Genomic DNA, 20954 nt, shown 5'->3' with positions numbered 1-20954 from the left:
CAAACCGCGCGTGGCAGGAGACGTCGCCCAAACAAACTGACCGTCTGGTTTTGCCTTCCCACCAGTTTGCCCACTTGGCCTCATTCGACCTTAAGGTTGCTGTGAGGCATAGATAGATCTTGCGCTTCTGTGAGTCTCGCTACTAAAATGTGATCACAAATTTGGTAGTAATAATTCGCCTTGTGATACCCATTGAGCAGTAGAGCAGTGCGGATGACAGATTGCGGGAAAACCTCCGCCCGACAAGCAGAGGCTGCTTGTCGGGAGCGGCGGGAAAACCCCAGAGCAAAAGCCAGGAGCGAAATATGAACAAGAGTGAGCTGCAACAACACGACCGCGAGCACCTGCTGCACCCCTTTACGGACTTCAACGATCTGGGCCAGCAGGGTACCCGAGTGATTACCAGCGCTGAAGGTGCCTACATCACTGATATCGATGGCAATCGTATGTTGGACGGTATGTCTGGATTGTGGTGTTGTAACCTGGGTTACAGCCGTAAAGAAATTAGCGATGCCATCTATGAGCAGTTGAATACCCTGCCGTTCTATAACAGCTTCTTCCAGTGCACCACTGTGCCTTCTATTGAGCTGGCTGATGCTCTGGCGGAGGTGACCCCGGCCAATATGAGCAACGTTTTCTTTACCGGCTCCGGCTCCGAAGCAAACGATACGAACTTGCGTCTGATTCGCCGTTTCTGGGATCTTCAGGATAAACCTGAGAAGCGTATCGTGATCTCCCGTAAGAATGGCTATCACGGCTCTACCATTGCCGGTGCTAGCCTCGGTGGTATGAGTGGTATGCATAAGCAGTTTCAGCCGCTGGACTACATTGAGCATGTGCAACAGCCTTACTGGTTTGCCGAGGGTGGCGATATGTCCCCGGAAGAGTTCGGCATTCATGCTGCGCGCAGCCTTGATGAAAAGATCCAGGAACTCGGACCTGAGAAAGTTGCCGCTTTTATTGCAGAGCCTATACAGGGTGCTGGTGGTGTAGTAATCCCACCGGAAACCTACTGGCCAGAAGTGAAGAAGGTGCTGGATCAGTACGATATCTTGCTGGTGATGGACGAAGTGATTTTTGGCTTTGGTCGCACCGGTGAGTGGTTTGGCGCAGATTTTTACGGCCTCAAGCCCGATCTGATGACTTTTGCCAAAGCAGTAACCAATGGTTACTTCCCGCTGGGCGGCACCATGGTGGGTGATCGTGTTGCTGACGTGATTAAAAGTAAGGGTGGTGAATTTACTCACGGTTACACCTACTCAGCGCACCCGGCAGCTTGTATGGCAGGATTGGCGACAATTAACATCCTGCGCAATGAAAAAATTATTGAGAATGTGCGCGATGTGACAGGCCCTTACCTGGCCAAGCGCTGGGCTGAGCTGGCAGAGCATCCGATTGTTGGTGAAGCCCGAAGTCTGGGTATGGTTGGAGCACTGGAGCTTGTAAAAGATAAATCGAGCCGTGCCCGCTTCGATGACGACTGTACCGCAGGCGCAGTGTGTCGTGATCTCAGTATCAAGCACGGTTTGGTAATGCGTGCTGTGGGCGATGCAATGGTTATCGCGCCGCCGCTGATTATTACCACTGAGCAGGTCGATGAGTTGGTGGAGAAAGCGCATCGCGCCCTGGACGATACCGCAAAAGCACTGGCGTAAACTCGCGGTATCGCATCTATTTATGAGAGCGGCCCTAGGTCGCCCCTCATCGTCTGTCGGTGGCGGATGTGAGTGGTGGCTCAAGGCCGCTTTTGCGGTTTGACTGGATTACCTCAGGCAACTTATGTCTCAAGAAAAAGAATTCACTGCCCAGCCAGAGCTGCTGGAGCAGTCGCGTAAATTCCTGGCAGAGCACCCGGACCTAAAGTGGATTGAAGGCTTTATGTTCGATATTAACGGTGTGCCCCGTGGCAAATGGCTGCCTGCCGAGGCGGCAGAAAAACTGCTTAAAGGCAGTCTGCAGATGCCGCGCAGCGCTGTCAGCCTGGACATCTGGGGGCGGGATATCGAAGACAGTCCCCTGGTCTTCGCCAGTGGAGACAGCGACGGTGTCTGCTTGCCGGTTTCGCCGATCAGCCTGGCGCCATGGCACAGAGAAGAGACGGCCCAATTGCATATGCAACTGCATGAGGCGGATGGAAGCGCACTGTACGCAGATCCACGCGCCCAGTTGCAGCGAGTGGTGGATCGATTAAAAAAACTTGGTTACACCGCAGTTTGTGCCACCGAGCTGGAGTTTTACCTGTTACGTGATGAGGTGGATCACCTGGCACGACCGCGCCCGGTTAGTGATAACGACGCTGAGTTGGTGCCTTCCACAGACGTATACGATTTGTCTGAGCTGAATGCACAGCGCCACTTCTTTGCTGATGTTCGTGCTGCTTGTGAAGAGCAGGGGATCCCGGCTGATTCTGTACTGTCCGAGTGCGCGCCAGGTCAGTTTGAAATTAACTTGTTGCACAGTGCTGATCCGGTGAAGGTTGCCGATCAGACCCTACTGTTCAAGCGACTGTTGAAAGGTGTGGCCCGCAGCCATGGTTTCCGGGTGAGCACTATGGCCAAGCCGTTTGGGGATCAGGCTGGTAACGGTATGCATGTGCATATGAGCTTGATCGACAGTTCGGGAAAAAATGTTTTTGACGACGGCAGTGAGATGGGGTCAGATCTGCTGCGCCAAGCGGCGGCTGGTATGTTGGCAACCGCAAACGATGCGATGGCATTTTTCGCGCCGCATAGCAATTCATATCGTCGCTTCCAGGAGGGCTCACATGCGCCGCTAAATCTTTGCTGGGGCTATGATAACCGAACGACGACCTTGCGGATTCCGGCAAGTAACCCCGAAGCTCGGCGTATTGAGCACCGCATTGCCGGAGCAGACGTAAACCCCTATCTGGTTCTGGCGGGAATTCTTGTTGGCGTCTGTCATGGCCTGGAAAACCAGCTGCAACCGCCAGCTCCAGTGGAAGGCGACGCCTATCAAGTTGAAAGTGAGCAATTGGTTAATACCTGGAGTGGCGCACTCAAGCGTTTTGAGCAGAGCCAGCTATGGCGTGAGTACCTTGATCCACGCTTTATTGAATTATTCCTGTTACTTAAGCGTCAGGAACAGGTGGAAATTGGTTCACGGGTTACAGATGTGGAGTACCAGAGCTATTTGCACCGCGTTTAGCGATGACTTAAGAGGTGATACAGCACCGATTGTATGAATACTGAACGGCTTTTACGACAGGGCAGATGGAGAGCTGTAATACTCTGCTATACCTAAATTTAAGTGCGTAACGCGCTTGAAACTCTCCTCCTGAAAGTGTGTTCGAGAAACCTGGCCCGCCTCTGGCGGGCATTTTTTTATCCTCGCAAAACGTTTCTTCAGTCATCCAGTACACCATCGCAGATGCTTAGGATTTCCTTCGGTTCTTTTTCCCAATGATCAGTGAGTGACTGTCAATACATAGATTGGGTCGATATGGAATAGGCTCTCCTGAATCCAGTCGTGTTTGTTTTCACTCTTTGGGGGGAAAGCATTGCTGTATGTGGCTTTCAGTTTGGCTCGTCAATCTACATGGCAGTCGGGTTGGCCAATAGTGTGGACAGCTTCTGCCTAGCAGTCATTTCCACGCCAGTGTATTCTTCCGCTTTACTAGCGTAAGGCCCCCGATTTATCAGTCGACGTAACATAGCCCACGACGTGGTGTTACCGGATTGGTGAAAGATAGGTGGGCCTCAGAACAAGCAGATGGGGAATCTATGACCGCCTTGGGAAATTGTGCAGACGGTCCAATGGCTGGCAAGACGCGGCCGCTAAAAATATGTTTATTAGGTTATCGCAGCAATCCACATAGCGGTGGTCAGGGAATCTACCTTCGCTACCTGAGTAAGGCATTGGTTGATGCTGGCCACTCTGTGGATGTTATCTCAGGCCAACCCTATCCAGAGTTGGATGAGCGGGTAAATTTGATAAAGATGCCGGGACTGAACCTGTATGAGGTTGAGAACCCGGTGCGAGCTCTTAAGGCTAAACACCTGCTTTCCTGGGCGGACTTTTTTGAGTGGTGGAGCAAACTCACCGGCGGTTTTGCCGAGCCTTACACCTTTGGTCGCCGCGTGGCCAAATACTTGCGTAAACACGGCCGTGACTATGACATAGTGCACGATAACCAGTCTCTTTGTTATGGATTGTTGGATATTGAAAAAAGTGGGCTGCCTGTCGTAGCTACTATCCATCACCCCATTACCCGTGATCGCCAGTTGGCGTTGGATGCGGCGCCGGATTGGCGTTTTCGCCTGCTGGTGCGTCGCTGGCATAACTTCCTGAAAATGCAGATCAAGGTTTCACGTAAGCTGCGCCATATTGTGACAGTATCACGCCAGTCAGAGCGGGATATCATCGAGCAGTTTGGCGTGAAGCCAGAACAGATAAACCTGATCTATAACGGCATCGACACAGAAATATTCAGCCCCAGCGAAAGTGTTGAGCGCCTGCCACTTAGAATTATGACAACTGCCTCAGCAGATCAGCCACTCAAAGGACTGGGGGTGTTATTGCTGGCACTTGCCAGCTTGCGCCAGAGGTTTAACGGTCTCGAGTTGTTGGTGGTGGGGAAGCTACGGGAGGGGGGGGCAACGGAGGAGCTGCTTCATCGGCTCGATTTGCAGAATGCAGTGCAGTTTGTCTCTGGCATTTCCAATGCTGAATTAGTGGGGTATTACCGCAGTGCCACAGTGGTAGCCTGCCCATCTTTATATGAAGGATTTGGACTGCCTGCTGGTGAAGCCATGGCCTGTGGGGCACCGGTAGTTTCCAGCGACGGTGGCGCGCTACCAGAGGTGGTAGGGGATGCTGGCATAGTGGTGCCGGCTGGTAACAGCCAGGCATTGGGTGAAGCCCTTGGTCGGGTTTTGTCGGACATATCTCTTCAAGCTGAGCTGAGTGCTAAGGGTAGGGCACGAATAGAGGAAAAGTTCTCATGGGGGCTGGCAGCTGCGAGCCTCGTGGCTTATTACCGTGAAATACTGGGTGAATCTGCAGTGCAGCGTCGACATGAAGATGAGATAGTTGGCGCAGATGTCAGCGGTGCGGAGGCGGCTTGATGATTACTGTAGATCCGAAGCACCTGAGTCTTCGCCCAGGACAAAAAGTTCTGGATCTCGGGTGTGGCGAAGGTCGCCACTCCATTCACCTGATGATTACTGATGAAGTGGATATCTTCGGCATAGATTTATGCCTTGATGATGTGCGTACAGCCAGTAAGCGGGCTGAGCCTTTTAAAAGCCCGGAGCATGCCAAAGGGCGCCTGTTACTTGGGGTTGCCAATGGCCTGCGGCTACCTTTTGCCGATGCCACTTTCGATGTGGTGATTTGTTCAGAGGTATTGGAGCATATTGAGGATTACAAAGCGGTCCTAGCAGAAATCGATCGGGTTTTGAAACCCTCCGGTATTTTTGCTGCCACGGTACCATCTTACTTCCCCGAGTGGGTCTGCTGGAAACTGAGCGATGAATACCATGAGGTGGAGGGTGGCCATATTCGTATATTCCGTGAGAAAGAGCTGAGGGGAAGTATTGAGTCCTTGGGGCATCGCTATTTTGCACGCCATAAGGCTCATGCTTTGCACTCCCCGTATTGGTGGCTGAAGTGTCTGTTCTGGAATCAGCCGGACTCCCGCTTAGTTGCAGCCTATCATCGCTTGTTGGTTTGGGACTTGATGAAGCAGCCAATGCTTACTCGTGCCGCGGAAAAGATACTGAATCCGCTGTTAGGTAAAAGTATCGCGCTTTATTTTGTCAAAGCTGAGCAGGAAGCGCCGGAGACTTTGCGCTTGGTGGGGGAGGCGAGTTCGTGAGTGAGATGGTTATTCCTCCGGTAAAAAACACAAACCTCTTTCCCGATGGGTTTGTCCGTGACAGTGCTGCCTATATTCTCTCCCAGCAACTGCCCGATGGCTCTATTCCCTGGTTTAAGGGACATTATGCCGATCCCTGGGATCACGTTGAGGCGGCCATGGGCTTGGCAATCGCAGGTGAATTTGCCGCCGCAGAAAAAGCTTATCGCTGGTTGGCAGATATTCAGTTGGCCGATGGCAGCTGGTGGGCGGCATACAAAAACGGTGCTGTTGATAATCGTGAGCGCCGCGAGACAAATTTTGTTGCCTATGTGGCCACCGGCATTTGGCACTTTTATCTGATTAGCGGAGACAAAGGCTTTTTGCGTCGCTACTGGCAGATGGTTGAGCGTGCAATTGATTTTGTTTTGGCACTGCAGACGGAGCACGGGGAAATTCACTGGGCGGTGGATGCAGAGGGAGAGCCAAAGAAAGATGCCCTGATAACTGGCTGTTCTTCGGTTTTTAAGAGCCTCGAATGTGCCATCAACATTGCCAGAGAGCTGCGTGTTGACCGCCCCAATTGGGAGCAGGGGCGCCAGGCTTTGGGGTACGCTTTGCGGCACAAGCCGGAACGTTTCGATCGAACCTGGGAAAGTAAGGCACGCTTTTCCATGGATTGGTTTTATCCTGTGTTAACAGGGGCCTTTTCTGGAGAAGCTGCTCGCACTCGCCTGCATCAGCGTTGGGATGAGTTTGTCGTGGCGGGACTGGGTTGTCGCTGTGTTAATGATGAGCCCTGGGTAACTGTGGCGGAATCTTGCGAGCTGACAATGGCACTATTGGCTGCAGGGCAGCGTTCCCGTGCTGAGATTATATTTCGGGGGCTTCACCGCTGGCAGGACAGTGATGGCGGTTACTGGACTGGTTATGTCTATCGGGATGAGGCAGTTTGGCCGGAAGAGAAAACTACTTGGACTGTGGGTGCTATGTTGTTGGCGGCGGATGCACTCGCCGACCTGACGCCGGCGAGTAGTTTGTTTACATCGGTACAACTGTCTTCAAATACGTCTCAGGATACCCAGGGTGTCTACAGTTTCGACGAGCTCGAACTGAGCGGAAGCCAGGGCTAGCTTGTAAATATCGTAAGGGGCCTGGCCGCCGTCGGCCGGGTCCGGGAATATATCGTGGATGGCGAGGTAGCCACCGGGAACAATATGGCGGGACCAGCTGCGGTAGTCGGTCATCGCAGCTTCCAAAGAGTGGCCTCCGTCAATAAACACCAAGCCGAGAGGTGTATTCCAGTGGCGTGCAGCGATAGCAGAGGGGGCCACGACAGGAACTACCCAGTCCTCGAGCTCAGCTGCACGGATATTTGCGCGAAAATTGCGAAAGCTGTCCATTAATTGGGCTCTTTCGTCAAAAAGGTCCGGGTCGTGGTACTCCTCGCCGGGTTGATGCTCCTCCGAGCCGCGGTGGTGGTCCACAGCGAAGACCACATTGTCTGTGAGTTTGCAGGCGGTAGCTAAGTACACTGTCGATTTTCCGCAGTAGCTGCCGACCTCCAGGCAGGGCCCCAGGCCGCTGGCCTCCGCGGCCAGATGGTAAAGTGCTTCACCTTCATGGGCAGCAAGAAATCCTTTGATAGCTCGAATATCGATAGATAATTTAATGGACATGGGTAACCGCTTGCTATTTTTTGTGGACCAAACACTAAACCGCTGCTTATACAAAAGCAATTGCGATTTGTTTTATATGTAGTGCTAAATCAAACAGAATTTAATGTATGCGCAAGGACCATAGGCCCTATTGGATGAAGCGTTTACAGTTGCGTTGGCGCAACTGGCGCACTGAGTACTTTCTGCTGCCACAATTTGATGCCATAGGGGTCGAGCCTGAAGTGATGGATCCCTCTTCGGTCTATGTTTTTGGCAGTAATGTCCGTATTGGTAATTATCCCCATTTAATTTCCAATGCAGAAAAATGTATTCGCTTTACGACATTTGGCCATAAGGGTGGCGAGGCATTTATCACCATCGGTGATTATGTGCTGATTTCCCCGGGTGTGCGTATTTCCGCTGCACAGTCCATAGAAATTGGCAACGCCTGTATGATTGCCGCGAATGTATATATTTCGGATTCGGATTGGCATGGACTCTATAATCGCACCAGGCCTTTTCGCTGCACTGCACCAGTCCGCTTGGGAAATAATGTCTGGATTGGTGATAGTGCGACGATTTGTAAGGGGGTGAGTATTGGGGATAATTCGGTGGTTGGAGCAGGCAGTGTGGTTACCAAGGATGTTCCGGCAAATACTGTAGTTGCTGGTAATCCTGCAAAGCCTGTAAAAAGTATTAATCCCAAACGCCGAATGATTACTCGTGAGGCATTATTTGCCGATGCTTTTCGCCAGGCCCATAATCTGGATGAGCTTGACAAGATGATGCTCAAGGGCAACGGCGTCCTAGGTTGGTTGCGTTCGGTAGTTTTCCCTCGCCGTGGGGATTAAAAAGGTATGCACGATTTATTCTCGAACATTTGAACTGATGAAAAAAAGAAAAAGTATTGTTCTGATTGGTATGCCTGGTGCAGGCAAGAGCACCCTGGGTGTGTTGCTGGCAAAGGAGTTGGCTCTGGATTTTGTCGATACCGATGTACTGATCCAAGCCAGGGAGGGGAAAACCCTGCAGGAGATCATGGCAGAAAGCGACTATTTGAATTTGAGGGCTATTGAGGGAGAAGTGATCGAGGCTGCCCATCTGCCCAGCCATGTCATTGCTACGGGTGGCAGCGCTGTCTATAGCGGCGAAGGTATGGCCAATTTAAAAGAACTCGGCACAATCGTGTTCTTGGAGTGCTCTGCTGAAGAGTTGCGCCGCCGTATTCACAATTATGAAAGTCGCGGGATTGCCAAGGCTCCGGGGCAGACTTTTGAAGCCCTATTTACTGAACGCCAAGCTCTGTACCGGGAATATGCGGACATTACGGTAGACTGCGACGGTCTGACCATGCAGCAGGCTTTGGATCAGTTGTTAAGTCAACTGCCACGACAACCCTAAAGCGGCGGTTGAGCCCCTTGATTGTTGGGGCTCTGACTTATATCTTTCCTCAGAGGGGAAGCTGGGTAGTGTACTTCACTTGCTTTAAGGCAAAAGTAGAGTTCACCGAGGCCACGTTGGGCAGGTGCACCAGAGAGCGCTTTAGAAGTTGCTCATAATGCTCCACGCTGTCCACGACAACACGTAGAACATAGTCTTTGTCACCACTGGTTGAATAACACTCTACAACTTCCTGGACATCCTGGACCGCAGACTCAAAATTGTTCAGGGATTCTTCGTCATGGTTGTGGATAGTGACATAGCAGTATACTGTCACTCCCAGGTCTAACTTGCGGGGGTCCAGCAGGGTTACCCGGCCACGGATAATCCCTTCCGCCTCCAGCCTTTTGATCCGGCGCCAGCAGGGAGTGTGGGAGAGGCCGACTTTGTCTCCTAGCTCCGCCATGGAATAATCGGCGTTCTCCTGCAGCGCTCGCAGAATCTTACGGTCAAAATCATCCAGGTCTGTCGAACGCTTCATAAAGACTCCTATCCTATAAAAATTTGATCGATCGAGATTTTCATCACAAATTTACGCACATTTACGTAAATAAAGCAATGCTCTGTTGCGCTTAACGAACTAGTATGACCTGACCAATCCGTCTCAGGGCGGATGCTTTTTGTGATTGCCCGCCAAAGGATTCTGTGGGCCCATCACGAACCCGGCATCCGACTGCTGATACGAGGCGATTCGGAAGAATAATGACTTAAAACTCGAACCGAGTTTCGAGAAGAATAAACGACCGGAAGTTAGGTGTATGACTGATAACGTAACCAGTCCCCAGCGCGCGGCGGACAACCAGGTAAAGAAGCAAGTATCCCTGGACGATCGCTATACCACCCTTAAAGGCCGTGTGCTTCTCTCTGGCATCCAGGCGTTGGTGCGCCTGCCGATCGACCAGATGCGTATGGATCAATCCCGCGGTCTCAATACCGCGACTTTTATCTCTGGTTACCGCGGATCACCGCTGGGTGGCTATGATTTGCAGCTTTCTCGCGCCAAAAAACTACTGGGGCAGCACAATATTCGTTTCCAGCCGGGCGTCAATGAAGAGCTGGCTGCGACTGCGGTATGGGGTTCCCAGCAAGTGGGTCTGTTTGAAGGCGCTGAGGTAGATGGCGTCTGTGGCATTTGGTATGGAAAGACACCGGGTGTGGACCGCTCCTGTGATGCTTTCCGCCATGCGAATGCTGCAGGGTCCTCTCCAAAGGGTGGAGCCCTGATTGTGGCCGGCGACGACCACGGCTGTAAGTCATCTTCATACCCGGGCCAATCTGAATTTGCTTTTGTAGATATGCATATTCCAGTGCTTAACCCCGCCACTGTGCAGGAGGTACTGGATTATGGTCATTATGGCTTGGAGTTGTCCCGCTTCAGTGGCTGCTGGGTAGCGATGATCACTCTGGCGGAAAATATGGACAGTTCTGCCACGGTAGAAGTGGGCTCGCAGCGTGTGCAGTTCACCTATCCGGAAATCGAGCGCCCCGAGGGGGGGTTAAACATTCGCAAACAGGATAACCCCCTGGAGCAGGAGGAGCGCCTGTGGCGTTATAAGCGTCCGGCAGCGTTGGCTTTTGCCCGTGCCAATAATCTGAACAAAGTTGTGCTGGAAAATCCCGAGGCCAGTCTCGGCATCGTCACTACCGGCAAGGCCCATCTTGACCTGATGCAGGCTTTTGAGGATATGGGGATTGATGAAGGCCAGGCTAAGCAGCTTGGAATTCGGATTCTCAAGGTGGGTATGACTTACCCGCTGGATGTACCTGGCATTCAGGAATTTGCTCGAGGCCTGGATACCCTGCTAGTGCTGGAGGAGAAGCGCAGCTTGATGGAAGTGCAGCTAAAAGAGGAGCTGTATAACGTCCACGTTAAAGACCCTAGTTTCCCGCGTATTCTCGGTAAGGTGGATGAGCATGACCAGCCACTGATGCCCGCTTACGGTGAGCTTTCACCGGCGATTGTTGCCCAGGTTTTGGGCTTTGTGTTGGGTGACGACAAGTTGGGTGAGCGTGGTCGCTATCGCCTGATGCGCCTCAATGCCCTTTCCCAGCGGATTTCCCAGCAGGCGGGCTCCAGTGTTTCACGCTTGCCCATGTTCTGCGCCGGTTGCCCCCATAACCGCTCAACAAAAGTGCCTGAAGGTAGCCGTGCTCTCGCGGGAATTGGCTGTCACTATATGGCCCAGTGGCTCGATAGGGAGACTTTTACCTTTACTCAGATGGGCGCTGAGGGCGTCAACTGGGTAGGCCAGGCGCCTTTTACCAGTGAAAAGCACGTATTCGTGAACTTGGGTGATGGCACTTATTTTCACTCAGGAATCTTGGCCATTCGGGCGTCTGTCGCAGCCAAGGTGAATATCACCTACAAAATTCTGTTTAACGATGCTGTCGCTATGACAGGTGGCCAGCCCCATGACGGAGAGCTGGCACCGGATATGATCTGTCGCCAGGTATTGGCTGAGGGGGTGCAGAAAGTTGTACTGGTGATGGATAACCCGGATAAATATAAGGGTGCTCTATCTTTCCCTGCCGAGGTGGAGATCCGCCATCGCGATTATATGCCGGCGGTTATGGAAGAGCTTCGCGAAGTTGAAGGTTGTACAGTAATTATCTACGACCAAACCTGCGCTACTGAGCTGCGCCGCAAGCGCAAACGCGGCCTGTTACCCCAGGCAGAGGGGCGCCCGTTTATCAATGAGCTGGTGTGTGAAGGCTGTGGTGACTGCGTGCAGCAATCCAGCTGTATCGCGGTAGAAAAAGTTGCTACTGCCCTGGGGGATAAGCGCCGGGTAAACCAGACTGGTTGCAATCAGGACCTCTCCTGCATCAATGGTTTTTGCCCATCGTTTGTTACTGTGAAAGGTGGGCGCCTGGCCAAAGGTGCCGGGGTTGGCGATGTGTTACGCACTGAGGCGGATAAATTATCTGCACCGCAACTACCCGCCCTGGGTGAGCCGTTTAACTTCCTGGTAACCGGTGTAGGTGGAACCGGAGTGGTTACTATCGGTGCTTTGCTGGCAATGGCAGCCCACATTGAAGGTAAGGCCTGCAGTACCCTGGATCAGACTGGCCTTGCGCAAAAGGGCGGGGCGGTTTATTCCCATATCCGCTTTGCTGCAAAGCCTGACGCGTTGCAGGCTGTTCGTATTTCTGATGGTCGAGCAGACGCGCTGATGGCTTGTGACCTGATTGCCGCAGGCAACCTCGCAGCCTGTCTGGCTAAGCTGGATGAAACCCATAGTCGGGCAGTGGTAAATACCCATCTGAGTCCAACCGCTGCTACTGTTTTGGGTCGTGAAGATGCACACTCGCCTCAGGCTGTATTAGACACCTTGAGTAATGCTGTTTGTGAGTTGGAGTCTGTAGAGGCGCATAGGCTCACCAAGTTGGCACTGGGGGATACCCTGGCCGCAAATATCTTTATGTTGGGTTTTGCCTGGCAAAAAGGGTTATTGCCGCTTTCTCAGGAGTCGTTGTTACAGGCTATTGAGCTGAATGGTGTTGCAGTTGAGGGCAACCTGCAGGGCTTTGCCGCTGGTCGCCTTGCCGCTGCTGATTCCAAAACCTTAAACAAGCTACTGGCTCACGACCAAGTCCCTGTTGCTTTACCGCAGGGGTTGGAAGAAGTGGTTGCTCACCGGGTAAAGCATCTCACTGGTTACCAGAATACTGAACTGGCGCAGCGCTACCAAAACCTGGTGGATAAGGTGAAGGCAGCGGAAGTTCTTAAAGTGCCGGGCAATCTCAAGCTTGCAGAGATTGTCGCGCGTAATTACGCCAAACTCTTGGCCTATAAAGATGAATACGAGGTGGCGCGCTTATATACCGATGGCCGTTTTACTCAATCCCTGCAGGAGAATTTCAGCGGCGAAATTGAGTTGGAGTTCAACTTGGCCCCGCCCCTGCTGGCGCGTTTTGACAAGGTATTGGGGCGCCCACGCAAAATGAAGTTTGGCGGATGGATGTTTAAAGCCTTCGGTGTCCTGGCCAGATTAAAATTCCTGCGTGGTACCGTATTGGATGTGTTTGGTTACACTGCCGAGCGCAGAATGGAGCGTGCCTTAATTAGCGAATATGAGGAGTTGGTCGATAAGGTAATGGGTGAGCTGAATGCACAGAACCACGCCGCAGCTATTGATTTACTCAACTATCCAGAGGAAATTCGAGGTTATGGCCACGTGAAAGAGGCCAATCTGGAGAAAGCCAGGCAACAGCGTGATGTGGCTCTCACTCGCTTCGAAAACCCGGTGCGCGATATCAAACGGGCCTCTGAAGTGGAGGTATTTGATCCTGCAAATGCCCAGCAGGTTGGTTAATTATTAATTCTCATTGGGCGGTTTGACGGCTTGCCGTTGAGCCTCCCTCGTTGATAATTACCAAAATCCCTGCATGCGAACAGCAAACTGTCGGGTTTGATCTCCAGTAAAGCGGTTATTTCCTAGAGTCACATTTAACATGAATCGTACTTTGGGATTGAAATAGTAATTAAACCCAAAGACAAAATTTCGAACCGTCATATCGGGAATGTCGCGATTTTCAATTGTGTCGTAACGGGCCGTCACTTCGAAAGCCCCAGCTGGAGGCTGGGGCTTAATTGACTCAAAAAGCCCCTTTTTATAGTTATAGGGTTTGTGCTGCCCGGTTACTGCCCAGCTTCCAGTGATATACCAAGTATGGACACTTTGGTCACCGATAAAACAACCAGTAAGTGGGTCGCAAAAGAAGTTGGGTGGGGCACCAAAAAACTTTTCGAAAGTGAACTCGGAGAGGAAAAAGTCACCGGAGAATCTGCCAATAGCATACTCCGATTGAGCAAAAAAAGGGCCATAAGTACCAGCCAGTTCCAGGCCCAGTATCAGTACATCACCTTCTGGCTTCCCAAGATAAAACTCCTCATCGCCAAATTCCCCAAAGAATAAAGCGTTTCCGCCTGGGCTCAATGCGACTAATTGCTCTGGGCCGCGGCGGCCGGCATATTCGACTAGGGCCTTCCGAGGAGGAGTGTCTTGATTGGCATCTTCATAACTAAGCGAGGCACCCAGATGCAATGTACTTTTATAGTCATCAATCGGAGCCCAGGTAAACCTGGTTGTGGCGCCAACACCTGAATTGCGGGGGTCGCCAGGATTGCGCAAATTTATCAAATCAAAGCCAAAAGTATGGCAGCACCAGTAGGTATTCCAGCCGATGCCCTGCTGCCTGCCTCGGTTGTCATAGATGCCGGCAGCGGTAGCAAAGGCGCGTTCCATCATGGTGATTTCGTTGGAGGACGTAAGCTCATTAATGGAACGGTTCGGTTTGTAGTTTCCTATTCGGAGCCTTCCATCGAAGACTTCGGTCGCCAAATAAACATCTCTAAGCCCAGCGGTACCGCTAGTGGCAAAGTCCCGTTCGAGCTTATATTCCCATTCCCATAGCTTTCCTTTCATTGCCAGGCGTACCCGACGGAAATCTGTGGTATTTACCGGTTCTTCAAAGTCGTCAATGAGAATGAGGTCTTCATAGTAGCTATCATCTTTATCAAAGAGGTAGGTGTCAAAATGGATGCGACCTCCAAGTTCCGCAGAAAAGTTCCCGTCGTCGGAGACAATTTTGAGCCCCCCTTTCGATTCGGCTTTGTCTGCCAAAGCAGGGGGCGATAGAAAAGCAAAGGCTAAGGCGCAATATAGGCCATAGCATTTCATATGACGCTCCGTATCAAAGCGGTACTTAGCGACCGCGGCGTGTTGTTGCAGTTTAGCAAGTGTGCATGGAGCAGTTGTAAGGGAGTCTTAGGTTTTCTCTGTATGTACCCCGCGCGAGATGGAGCAAAGCTGATTGCTGTTAATAGTTGTTGGACTGTCGGGAAATGGGGGAAGAAGATTGCCGCCTAAAAGAAACCGGCGGCAAGGTCATTAGGAGGGAGTATCGTCTCGTACTACCAAATAGCTCGACTATTATCCGGTGGGGGCTATATCCGGTCCAGCTTGTATCCGTCCTCTTTGAGCAGCTCCACGATGCTGCCCCCCCCAACTAGGTGTCCTGCTCCAACAATAACAAACAGGGATGAATGGTTTGGCGCTTTTAAGCTGATTCGCTTCGCCATATTTTCATTGCGCTTGAAAAACAGCGTATCGTAAAGCGGTTTGTATTCCGGGTTTTCATTGAGTCCGTCAAGAATAATTAGGTGGTGGAGAGTTTTCTCATCGCCGTCCTTCCAAGCCTTGGTGAGCTTGGGGAGGAAGCTGGATATATCTTCCAGCTGCTCAAGGGTTTGTTGTAACAGAAGAGCTGGGTTGTCCAGGCCATTTAACAGTTGGAACTGCTGTAAAACCCCTTCGAGTTCAACGACCGGTTTGTCATCTTTCTTGGCTTTTTGCAGAAAATGGCGATCTATACCCAGTTCAGGATTGAGGCCATGGGCCTGCATTTCGACCATACTCATGGAAATCATGGCAATTGCAGGGCGCTGGCGAATAAACATAGCCTCCGGCATATTGTGCTTTTGTATCCACTTCTGTAGCTGTTTGTACGTTTCCGGGGGGAGGTCGTCACGTAGATTACGTTCACCCTGGTAGACTGATTCCATCATGATTTTCTGCTGTAGCAGCATATCGCCTTCCGCAGCGAGAATATCGGCTTCTACTGCAATGGCATCGCTCTCGGCATAGGCGCGCTCAATTTGGGGGCGCATGGGGTAGAAGTCTTCTGTAGCTAAGTGGATTGAGCCCAGCAGATAGATAGTCTGGTTCTCTTTGGTGGCCTTCCAGAAGATACCTTGGTCAGTTTCTGCGGCATTTACTAAACCGACAAATAATATGAGAGCGAGAGCTATCGACTGTGATAAGTAACGATGAATCATTGCTGGTCCCTGATCTTGTTTAAGCGAAAGAATAGTAACACCCTGGAGTAGGCGCTGATACTGGAGGTGACGGCAAAGATAAACTGGCCATATGTGTAGGTTTTCCCGTAGGCATGTGCGGAATTTACTGGGAAACTAAATCAGTGAGAGTCAAAATAGTGACTTTGTTCCATTTTCGCGGTAAACATTTTGAGAATTGTACAAGTTTGGCCTGAGTTAGAGCCTGGAGATGCAGGGAAGGCCGCATTGGACTTTATACAAGAGCTGAGCCAACAGGGGCATGAGCCTGTTGTGATCTCGGCAGGTGGGGCGCTGGTTGCTCGTCTCAAGCTACATGGTATCCAGCATATTCAACTACCTTTGAATAAAAAGCCCCTCTGGTCACAACCCCTTGTACGGCGTCTTACTAATATTTTGGCCGGGCTACAAGCAGATATCATACATGTGCATGGACGGTTAGCCGCTTTATTGACTTCGCGGGCTTGGCGGCGTATGGATGATGTAAATCGTCCAGGTTTGGTAACCCATGTCGATAGCAATCGTGCACCCAGTCGCCGAGATGCTGGTGTGATTGCCGGGGAGCGGGTTATCGCCACATCCCTTGGAGTGGCTAATCAATTACAGGCGCACTACGGAAAGAAGATGGTCTCGCCGGCCAGTGTTATTCCTTGGGGAGTTAGCGCTAAGGAATTTGATCGTAGCAAACCCATTTCAGGGCAATGGCATTTGCGTCTTCTGAATAATTATCCTCAGCTGGAGGGAAAAAACTGGTGGCTGTATTCGGGGGATTTATCCCTGGAAGGAGAGTTAGGCTTTTTTCTACAGGGACTCGCTTATTCAGTGCGAGGTCGTGAGGATATAATGGGCTTGGTTATTGGCAAGCAACAAAAGGATGATTTGCGTTATATCCGCAAGCTGGAGTTATATGCCCAAGAACTGGGTTTAGAAGGGCGCGTGCTGTTCCTTGGGGCTCGCCAGGACATGCGCGAGCTGTATGCCTCATCCCAGGTGTTAGTTAGTCTTGCTCGCCCGTATGAGCCATGCGGCAGGAATGCTATGGCAGCGCTTGCAATGGGATGTCCAGTGATTGCTTATAAGGATACGTGTGCGGGGGAAGTGTTGGCCCATTGTTTTCCGGAGGGAATCGTAGAGCGCAAAAATGTAGAAGCTTTATCTGAAGCTGCTTTAGCCTTAACCGATCGTTTAGTAAAAATTGAATTTCACAGTTTTTATAATGAGGATTTAGTTAAACAAACTGTAAACCTTTACCATGAATTACTGGATAGGCCTTGATAATCTATTTTTGGCCTGACTAAAAATTGAAGTGCCCATTTAGGGATGCGAAGTCGAAGCCGGGGTTGGGTGTATTGGTCCTGGCATTGGAGAAGTGGCTATAGCGTAAAGATAGTGTATGGCCACCTGAGAAGCGATAGCCCAAAGCAAAATGCAGTGCGAAGTTTAATTTTGTGCTCATTCTGATACTGCCAAAATGATCGTTACTTAAATAGGATGCGCCTACACCAGCTTCTCCAAATCCGCCGCGAGGTTCATTGCGTGGGTACCAGCGCAGTAGAGGCTTTAATTCAAATATATTTTGTTGCTGGCTTTCGTCGCGATATTTTATTCGCATGTGGGAATAACTACCTTGCCCCCACCATTCCCAAAAATTGTTGTCGAGATTGGATGATGCGAGCAGGTAGGAATAGCTGAAGCCTGCCATTTCTGCGGCTGAGATGGAGTGCACTTGCATCAGCTCACTGCCCAGCCCCTTTCCTGCGCTAGCAATAAATTCTGACTCAGCAAAAGTGAAAGGGGAAATTAAGAGTCCATAAATAAAAAAAGGTGCGTAATTTTTAAGGGTATTACCGCACATACATGAAACCACTGGCTTACGCATAACTTCCGATGTTAACTAATTGAGCTTTATTAAGACTAGAGGGAAAGATGGCGATGGCAAGTTTCAATGATGAGGCTTGCCACCGGCTTCTTCCTTTTTTTCAGCGCCATTGCCGCTTCAGTTGTCGAAGTGCGTCGGAATGCAGTTGCCTGGCCCTTTCCTGACTTAATCCCAGTTGTTCGCCGATGACTCGAAATGAGCAGTCTCTATCGGATACCAGCCCATAGCGAAGATTTAAAACAGTTCTCTGTCTGGCAGGTAGTCGCGCGACAGCTTCACGCAATCGCTCGGCCAACTCCTGGTTGGTTACCAGCTCGTCGGTATTGTAGAGTTCGTCGGCTGGCGCGTAGTCGAGTCGCGTGCTGCTTTGGTCATCGGCAACAGGGTCATCTAACGAGCCGGTGGGCCCAGGCAGCTTTAGTAGGCTTTGGATGCGCTCCAGGTCCAAGCCGGTTTGCGTAGCGAGATTTTCATCGGATGCGGGAAGCCCTTGGGCACGGACTTCACCTATCGCCCTGTAGATCGCTCTCAGATCATCCTGGACATTTGCAGGTTGGCGAACCAGGTCCTCATTTCGGCGCAGGGCCAGCTGGATTTCCTGTTGAATCCACCAATAGGCATAGGTGGAAAAGCGATAACCCATTTGTGGCTTAAAGCGCTCTATGGCTTTCATCAGACCGACATTGCCTTCCTGGATAAGGTCGATAAAAGGAACCGATGGGTTGCGAAAACGCTTGGCAATGGCGATTACCAGGCGCAGATTGCACTGGATCAGCTTTTTGCGCTGTTTTTGGAAGCGCTTTAGCACGCCGTTGAGTCTACTGCGCTCTCTGCGTGGTAGGTGATCGAGGACTAATAGGGCTTCTGTGCGCTCTATGATCAGCCCATGATCATAGGCCCCTGTACTTCCCCGTTGCTCTACACCTTCACTGCGCAATTGCACTAGCTCGGTGCCGTATTGCTGTAAGATGACAATGAGTTTGTCTTCCAGATCTCTGAGCATGCATGTGGTACTGTGTTCCTCCTCAGGAGTTAGCAGCTCGAGTCGATAAAGGTGCTTTAAGTAGCTTTGCATGGGGGTTGTGCCACTCTCAGAGAGTGGCTCCCCAACAGAATGAATCTCTTCGATATCGGGCCCGGCATCAGTGGCCTGGTCGCGATCATCTGCATTGGAGCAGGAATCGGAGAGGGCGTTGTCTGTATCCTTCAGCCAGTCTTCATCCCTTGAGTAGAAATTTTCTCGGGACAAGTGCTCAAACCTTCTGTTGACTGCGTGAACGATATGTACTGGTTGGTCTCTCCAGGCAGCCTGTGGCGCCCATTTCACCTTAACCATAGATGAAAGTTGATTATTGCGCCTTACTTTCGATGACTAGAAGGTTCTAATTGTCAGGCTTCTTTGAGGTTGGAAGGGCAGCTGATAGGGTCTGTTACTGCCCTTTAGACAAGAAAGGTTGTTATTTAACCCGCTTTACTCGCATTTTGCGACCGCCGTCTGCTTGTTTCATAAAGAAAGAGCCGAGCATGGCACGCTCTACAGTGACTAGATCGCCAGCCCCCCAAAATATGCGTGCACTTCCGCTTTGCTTCCAGATCTGGCCATTGTCTAGCGTAATAATTTTTTTACCATAAGAGTCATCTTGAATTTTGGCGATTTTGGCTTCGATGTACTCTGGAACTTGAAGGGTCGCTTTATGTTCTTGGCCAAAGCTTTGTTTTGCTTGCTGTTCCAAGGATCCACTGAGGCTATCGAAGCAAGCCAATCGATCTTCATCTACTGCTATTGCAGAACAGGTTTCCAGCTGTTTTGTCAAGGAGTTAGCATACGCTATTGGGGTCAATAAAATTAAAGCGAGAGAACAAAGAACCGCTTTCATAATCTTTATTTCATATTATTGCCTAGTGTTAGCGTTATTCTGCCCGACCCAGCAGGGCTGGACAATGAAATTTGTGCGATATTTCACGCTTTTGCCTGAATCTGCGTGGAAAAATAGCCTCACTCTTAAGTCTGATTGATCTATTGGCTAAATCTGACTTGGTATCCAGGGGGCATATCAACTAAATCCTGGGTATTAATTTATCAATTGGAAAAATTTTATAAATTAAAGCTATCCAGGATTGGAAAATGAAAAGTCTAGTAACTCCAGCAGTCTTGTTTGCCCTTGTGGCCACCTATTTTTGTTATGAGGGCATGCGACTTTCAGTTTCGGGGGCGGCATTAGCGGTAGCGACGGAGTTGGTAGCAGGTCAGTCACTCGAGGGTGGAGCTCAGCAAAATCTCTTCGACAGCAGTGGTAAGGTAGATAAAAAAGCAGAGATTTTCGAGGGTAATGAAATGATGGAGTTTGAAGGGGATATTTTTGCAGATGCCCCTGAGCATGGTGGTACAGAGCGGGATAGCGATCTGGACAAGAAGTCTCCAGGGCAGCGGAAGGGCTAATTAATTTCTTGATTTATGACATAAAAAAACCGAGCTATGCCCGGTTTTTCCAGTTAGCAATATTATCGTTTTTGTGCACTGAAGTGCTTACCACTCTGGCCTAGGCTGTCATCCCCCATCAAGTAGAGATAAGTGGGCATTATTTCTTCGGGAGCTACCACAGACTGGGGGTTTTCGGCTGGATATGCAGTGGCGCGCATAGATGTACGTGTGGCGCCGGGATTTAGGCTATTTACCCGTATATTTGATACGCCATCCAATTCATCGGCGAGAACCTGCATCAGCCCTTCGGTAGCAAATTTTGATACTGAGTAGGCGCCCCAGTAGGCTCTCCCTTTTAAACCAACACTTGAGCTGGTGAATACAATCGACCCAGCTTTAGATTTTTCCAGTAGTGGTAGCAGGGCTTTAGTGAGACCAAATGTTGCATTGATATTTACTTGCATGACCTGCTGCCAGGTGGCGAAGTTGTAGTTGGCTAGTGGTGTTCGTTGGCCGAGGAGACTCGCATTGTGTAGCAGCCCGTCCAGTCGGCCAAACTCTTGATCAACTGCTTCGGCAAGGTTTTCGAAATTCTCGATCCGGGCCTCATTCAAGTCGAGCGGAAATATTGCTGGTTGAGGACCGCCAGCTGCTTCAATTTCGTCATATACCATTTCCAGTTTTGCTGTGGTTCGCCCCAGCAAAACTACAGTGGCTCCGTGTGAGGCGAAAGTTTTTGCGGCAGTTTTTCCGATGCCGTCACCAGCACCAGTAATGAGTATTATTTTATCTTTGAGCAGGTTGGTGGGCGCAACATAGTCGCCGGCAAATTCTGACATGAAAAATCCTGATGCTATCGCCAAGCACAAGAGCTGGGCGTT

The 20954-nt window shown here is 50.7% G+C and carries 18 protein-coding genes; 10 read left to right on the top strand and 8 right to left on the bottom strand.

Features of this window, described 5'->3' with window-relative positions; translation table 11 throughout:
* Positions 1 to 305: 305 nt before the first annotated feature.
* The 5 genes from ACJJI7_RS21995 (at position 306) to ACJJI7_RS21975 (ending at position 6948) form a co-directional block, all read left to right on the top strand.
* The gene (locus tag ACJJI7_RS21995; protein WP_282952926.1) at positions 306 to 1655 is read left to right on the top strand and encodes an aspartate aminotransferase family protein; all 1350 of its coding nucleotides are present in this window, start codon (positions 306 to 308) and stop codon (positions 1653 to 1655) included.
* Between the two features lie 124 nt (positions 1656 to 1779).
* Positions 1780 to 3165, top strand: coding sequence for a glutamine synthetase family protein (locus ACJJI7_RS21990; protein WP_282952927.1), 1386 nt, complete (start codon positions 1780 to 1782; stop codon positions 3163 to 3165).
* Positions 3166 to 3740: 575 nt separating this feature from the next.
* Positions 3741 to 5084, top strand: coding sequence for a glycosyltransferase family 4 protein (locus ACJJI7_RS21985; RefSeq protein WP_444901206.1), 1344 nt, complete (start codon positions 3741 to 3743; stop codon positions 5082 to 5084).
* A complete protein-coding gene (locus ACJJI7_RS21980) occupies positions 5084 to 5836 on the top strand; it encodes a class I SAM-dependent methyltransferase (RefSeq protein WP_020413383.1) in 753 nt (250 codons plus the stop codon). Before ACJJI7_RS21985 ends, ACJJI7_RS21980 begins: the two co-directional genes overlap by 1 nt.
* Positions 5837 to 5841: 5 nt before the next feature.
* On the top strand, positions 5842 to 6948 hold the full coding sequence (locus tag ACJJI7_RS21975; protein ID WP_040628851.1) for a prenyltransferase/squalene oxidase repeat-containing protein: 1107 nt from the start codon (positions 5842 to 5844) through the stop codon (positions 6946 to 6948).
* Here the strand turns inward: ACJJI7_RS21975 and ACJJI7_RS21970 are convergent.
* Complete coding sequence (locus ACJJI7_RS21970; protein WP_020413381.1) at positions 6877 to 7494, bottom strand: class I SAM-dependent methyltransferase; 618 nt, start codon at positions 7492 to 7494, stop codon at positions 6877 to 6879. The genes ACJJI7_RS21975 and ACJJI7_RS21970 overlap by 72 nt on opposite strands.
* Positions 7495 to 7601: 107 nt before the next feature.
* Here ACJJI7_RS21970 and ACJJI7_RS21965 point away from each other — a divergent pair, with 107 nt between their 5' ends.
* Positions 7602 to 8324: an acyltransferase gene (locus tag ACJJI7_RS21965; protein WP_444901207.1), complete on the top strand. Its 723-nt coding sequence runs from the start codon at positions 7602 to 7604 to the stop codon at positions 8322 to 8324.
* Between the two features lie 37 nt (positions 8325 to 8361).
* Complete coding sequence (locus ACJJI7_RS21960) at positions 8362 to 8874, top strand: shikimate kinase (protein WP_282952931.1); 513 nt, start codon at positions 8362 to 8364, stop codon at positions 8872 to 8874.
* 49 nt (positions 8875 to 8923) lie between these two features.
* Here ACJJI7_RS21960 and ACJJI7_RS21955 read toward each other — a convergent pair whose 3' ends face one another.
* Complete coding sequence (locus tag ACJJI7_RS21955) at positions 8924 to 9394, bottom strand: Lrp/AsnC family transcriptional regulator (RefSeq protein ID WP_020413378.1); 471 nt, start codon at positions 9392 to 9394, stop codon at positions 8924 to 8926.
* A gap of 277 nt (positions 9395 to 9671) precedes the next feature.
* Between ACJJI7_RS21955 and ACJJI7_RS21950 the strand changes: the two genes are divergently transcribed.
* Complete coding sequence (locus tag ACJJI7_RS21950) at positions 9672 to 13229, top strand: indolepyruvate ferredoxin oxidoreductase family protein (protein ID WP_444901208.1); 3558 nt, start codon at positions 9672 to 9674, stop codon at positions 13227 to 13229.
* Positions 13230 to 13286: 57 nt separating this feature from the next.
* On the opposite strand, the gene ACJJI7_RS21945 is transcribed toward ACJJI7_RS21950, so the two are convergent.
* Positions 13287 to 14597, bottom strand: coding sequence for an OprO/OprP family phosphate-selective porin (locus ACJJI7_RS21945; protein WP_020413376.1), 1311 nt, complete (start codon positions 14595 to 14597; stop codon positions 13287 to 13289).
* A gap of 266 nt (positions 14598 to 14863) precedes the next feature.
* Positions 14864 to 15754, bottom strand: a complete 891-nt coding sequence (locus ACJJI7_RS21940; protein WP_020413375.1) for a TraB/GumN family protein — start codon at positions 15752 to 15754, stop codon at positions 14864 to 14866.
* A 189-nt stretch (positions 15755 to 15943) separates the two neighbouring features.
* Here ACJJI7_RS21940 and ACJJI7_RS21935 point away from each other — a divergent pair, with 189 nt between their 5' ends.
* Positions 15944 to 17047, top strand: coding sequence for a glycosyltransferase (locus ACJJI7_RS21935; protein ID WP_444901209.1), 1104 nt, complete (start codon positions 15944 to 15946; stop codon positions 17045 to 17047).
* A 19-nt stretch (positions 17048 to 17066) separates the two neighbouring features.
* Here ACJJI7_RS21935 and ACJJI7_RS21930 read toward each other — a convergent pair whose 3' ends face one another.
* The 3 genes from ACJJI7_RS21930 to ACJJI7_RS21920 form a co-directional block, all read right to left on the bottom strand.
* Positions 17067 to 17651 (bottom strand): acyloxyacyl hydrolase, encoded by a 585-nt coding sequence (locus tag ACJJI7_RS21930; protein WP_157533489.1) that lies wholly within the window; start codon positions 17649 to 17651, stop codon positions 17067 to 17069.
* A gap of 100 nt (positions 17652 to 17751) precedes the next feature.
* Positions 17752 to 18900 (bottom strand): sigma-70 family RNA polymerase sigma factor, encoded by a 1149-nt coding sequence (locus ACJJI7_RS21925; RefSeq protein WP_040628847.1) that lies wholly within the window; start codon positions 18898 to 18900, stop codon positions 17752 to 17754.
* A 208-nt stretch (positions 18901 to 19108) separates the two neighbouring features.
* Positions 19109 to 19528 carry a hypothetical protein gene (locus ACJJI7_RS21920; protein WP_282952937.1) on the bottom strand — a complete coding sequence of 140 codons (420 nt, stop codon included), beginning with the start codon at positions 19526 to 19528 and terminating at the stop codon, positions 19109 to 19111.
* Between the two features lie 248 nt (positions 19529 to 19776).
* Here ACJJI7_RS21920 and ACJJI7_RS21915 point away from each other — a divergent pair, with 248 nt between their 5' ends.
* Positions 19777 to 20091, top strand: a complete 315-nt coding sequence (locus tag ACJJI7_RS21915; protein ID WP_020413370.1) for a hypothetical protein — start codon at positions 19777 to 19779, stop codon at positions 20089 to 20091.
* A gap of 62 nt (positions 20092 to 20153) precedes the next feature.
* On the opposite strand, the gene ACJJI7_RS21910 is transcribed toward ACJJI7_RS21915, so the two are convergent.
* Positions 20154 to 20912 carry a YciK family oxidoreductase gene (locus tag ACJJI7_RS21910; RefSeq protein ID WP_444901210.1) on the bottom strand — a complete coding sequence of 253 codons (759 nt, stop codon included), beginning with the start codon at positions 20910 to 20912 and terminating at the stop codon, positions 20154 to 20156.
* Positions 20913 to 20954: the final 42 nt, after the last annotated feature.

The organism is Microbulbifer variabilis, assembly GCF_056232115.1.
Note: the sequence above shows the minus strand (reverse complement) of the source record. Positions and strands in the feature narration are given on the sequence as shown.

What these genes read in the sequence shown, in the direction of transcription:
- ACJJI7_RS21995 (WP_282952926.1), top strand. Translation starts at nt 306, where the DNA reads ATGAACAAGAGTGAGCTGCAACAACACGACCGCGAGCACCTGCTGCAC.
- ACJJI7_RS21990 (WP_282952927.1), top strand. Translation starts at nt 1,780, where the DNA reads ATGTCTCAAGAAAAAGAATTCACTGCCCAGCCAGAGCTGCTGGAGCAG.
- ACJJI7_RS21985 (WP_444901206.1), top strand. Translation starts at nt 3,741, where the DNA reads ATGACCGCCTTGGGAAATTGTGCAGACGGTCCAATGGCTGGCAAGACG.
- ACJJI7_RS21980 (WP_020413383.1), top strand. Translation starts at nt 5,084, where the DNA reads ATGATTACTGTAGATCCGAAGCACCTGAGTCTTCGCCCAGGACAAAAA.
- ACJJI7_RS21975 (WP_040628851.1), top strand. Translation starts at nt 5,842, where the DNA reads ATGGTTATTCCTCCGGTAAAAAACACAAACCTCTTTCCCGATGGGTTT.
- ACJJI7_RS21970 (WP_020413381.1), bottom strand. Translation starts at nt 7,494, where the DNA reads ATGTCCATTAAATTATCTATCGATATTCGAGCTATCAAAGGATTTCTT.
- ACJJI7_RS21965 (WP_444901207.1), top strand. Translation starts at nt 7,602, where the DNA reads ATGCGCAAGGACCATAGGCCCTATTGGATGAAGCGTTTACAGTTGCGT.
- ACJJI7_RS21960 (WP_282952931.1), top strand. Translation starts at nt 8,362, where the DNA reads ATGAAAAAAAGAAAAAGTATTGTTCTGATTGGTATGCCTGGTGCAGGC.
- ACJJI7_RS21955 (WP_020413378.1), bottom strand. Translation starts at nt 9,394, where the DNA reads ATGAAGCGTTCGACAGACCTGGATGATTTTGACCGTAAGATTCTGCGA.
- ACJJI7_RS21950 (WP_444901208.1), top strand. Translation starts at nt 9,672, where the DNA reads ATGACTGATAACGTAACCAGTCCCCAGCGCGCGGCGGACAACCAGGTA.
- ACJJI7_RS21945 (WP_020413376.1), bottom strand. Translation starts at nt 14,597, where the DNA reads ATGAAATGCTATGGCCTATATTGCGCCTTAGCCTTTGCTTTTCTATCG.
- ACJJI7_RS21940 (WP_020413375.1), bottom strand. Translation starts at nt 15,754, where the DNA reads ATGATTCATCGTTACTTATCACAGTCGATAGCTCTCGCTCTCATATTA.
- ACJJI7_RS21930 (WP_157533489.1), bottom strand. Translation starts at nt 17,651, where the DNA reads ATGCGTAAGCCAGTGGTTTCATGTATGTGCGGTAATACCCTTAAAAAT.
- ACJJI7_RS21920 (WP_282952937.1), bottom strand. Translation starts at nt 19,528, where the DNA reads ATGAAAGCGGTTCTTTGTTCTCTCGCTTTAATTTTATTGACCCCAATA.
- ACJJI7_RS21915 (WP_020413370.1), top strand. Translation starts at nt 19,777, where the DNA reads ATGAAAAGTCTAGTAACTCCAGCAGTCTTGTTTGCCCTTGTGGCCACC.
- ACJJI7_RS21910 (WP_444901210.1), bottom strand. Translation starts at nt 20,912, where the DNA reads ATGTCAGAATTTGCCGGCGACTATGTTGCGCCCACCAACCTGCTCAAA.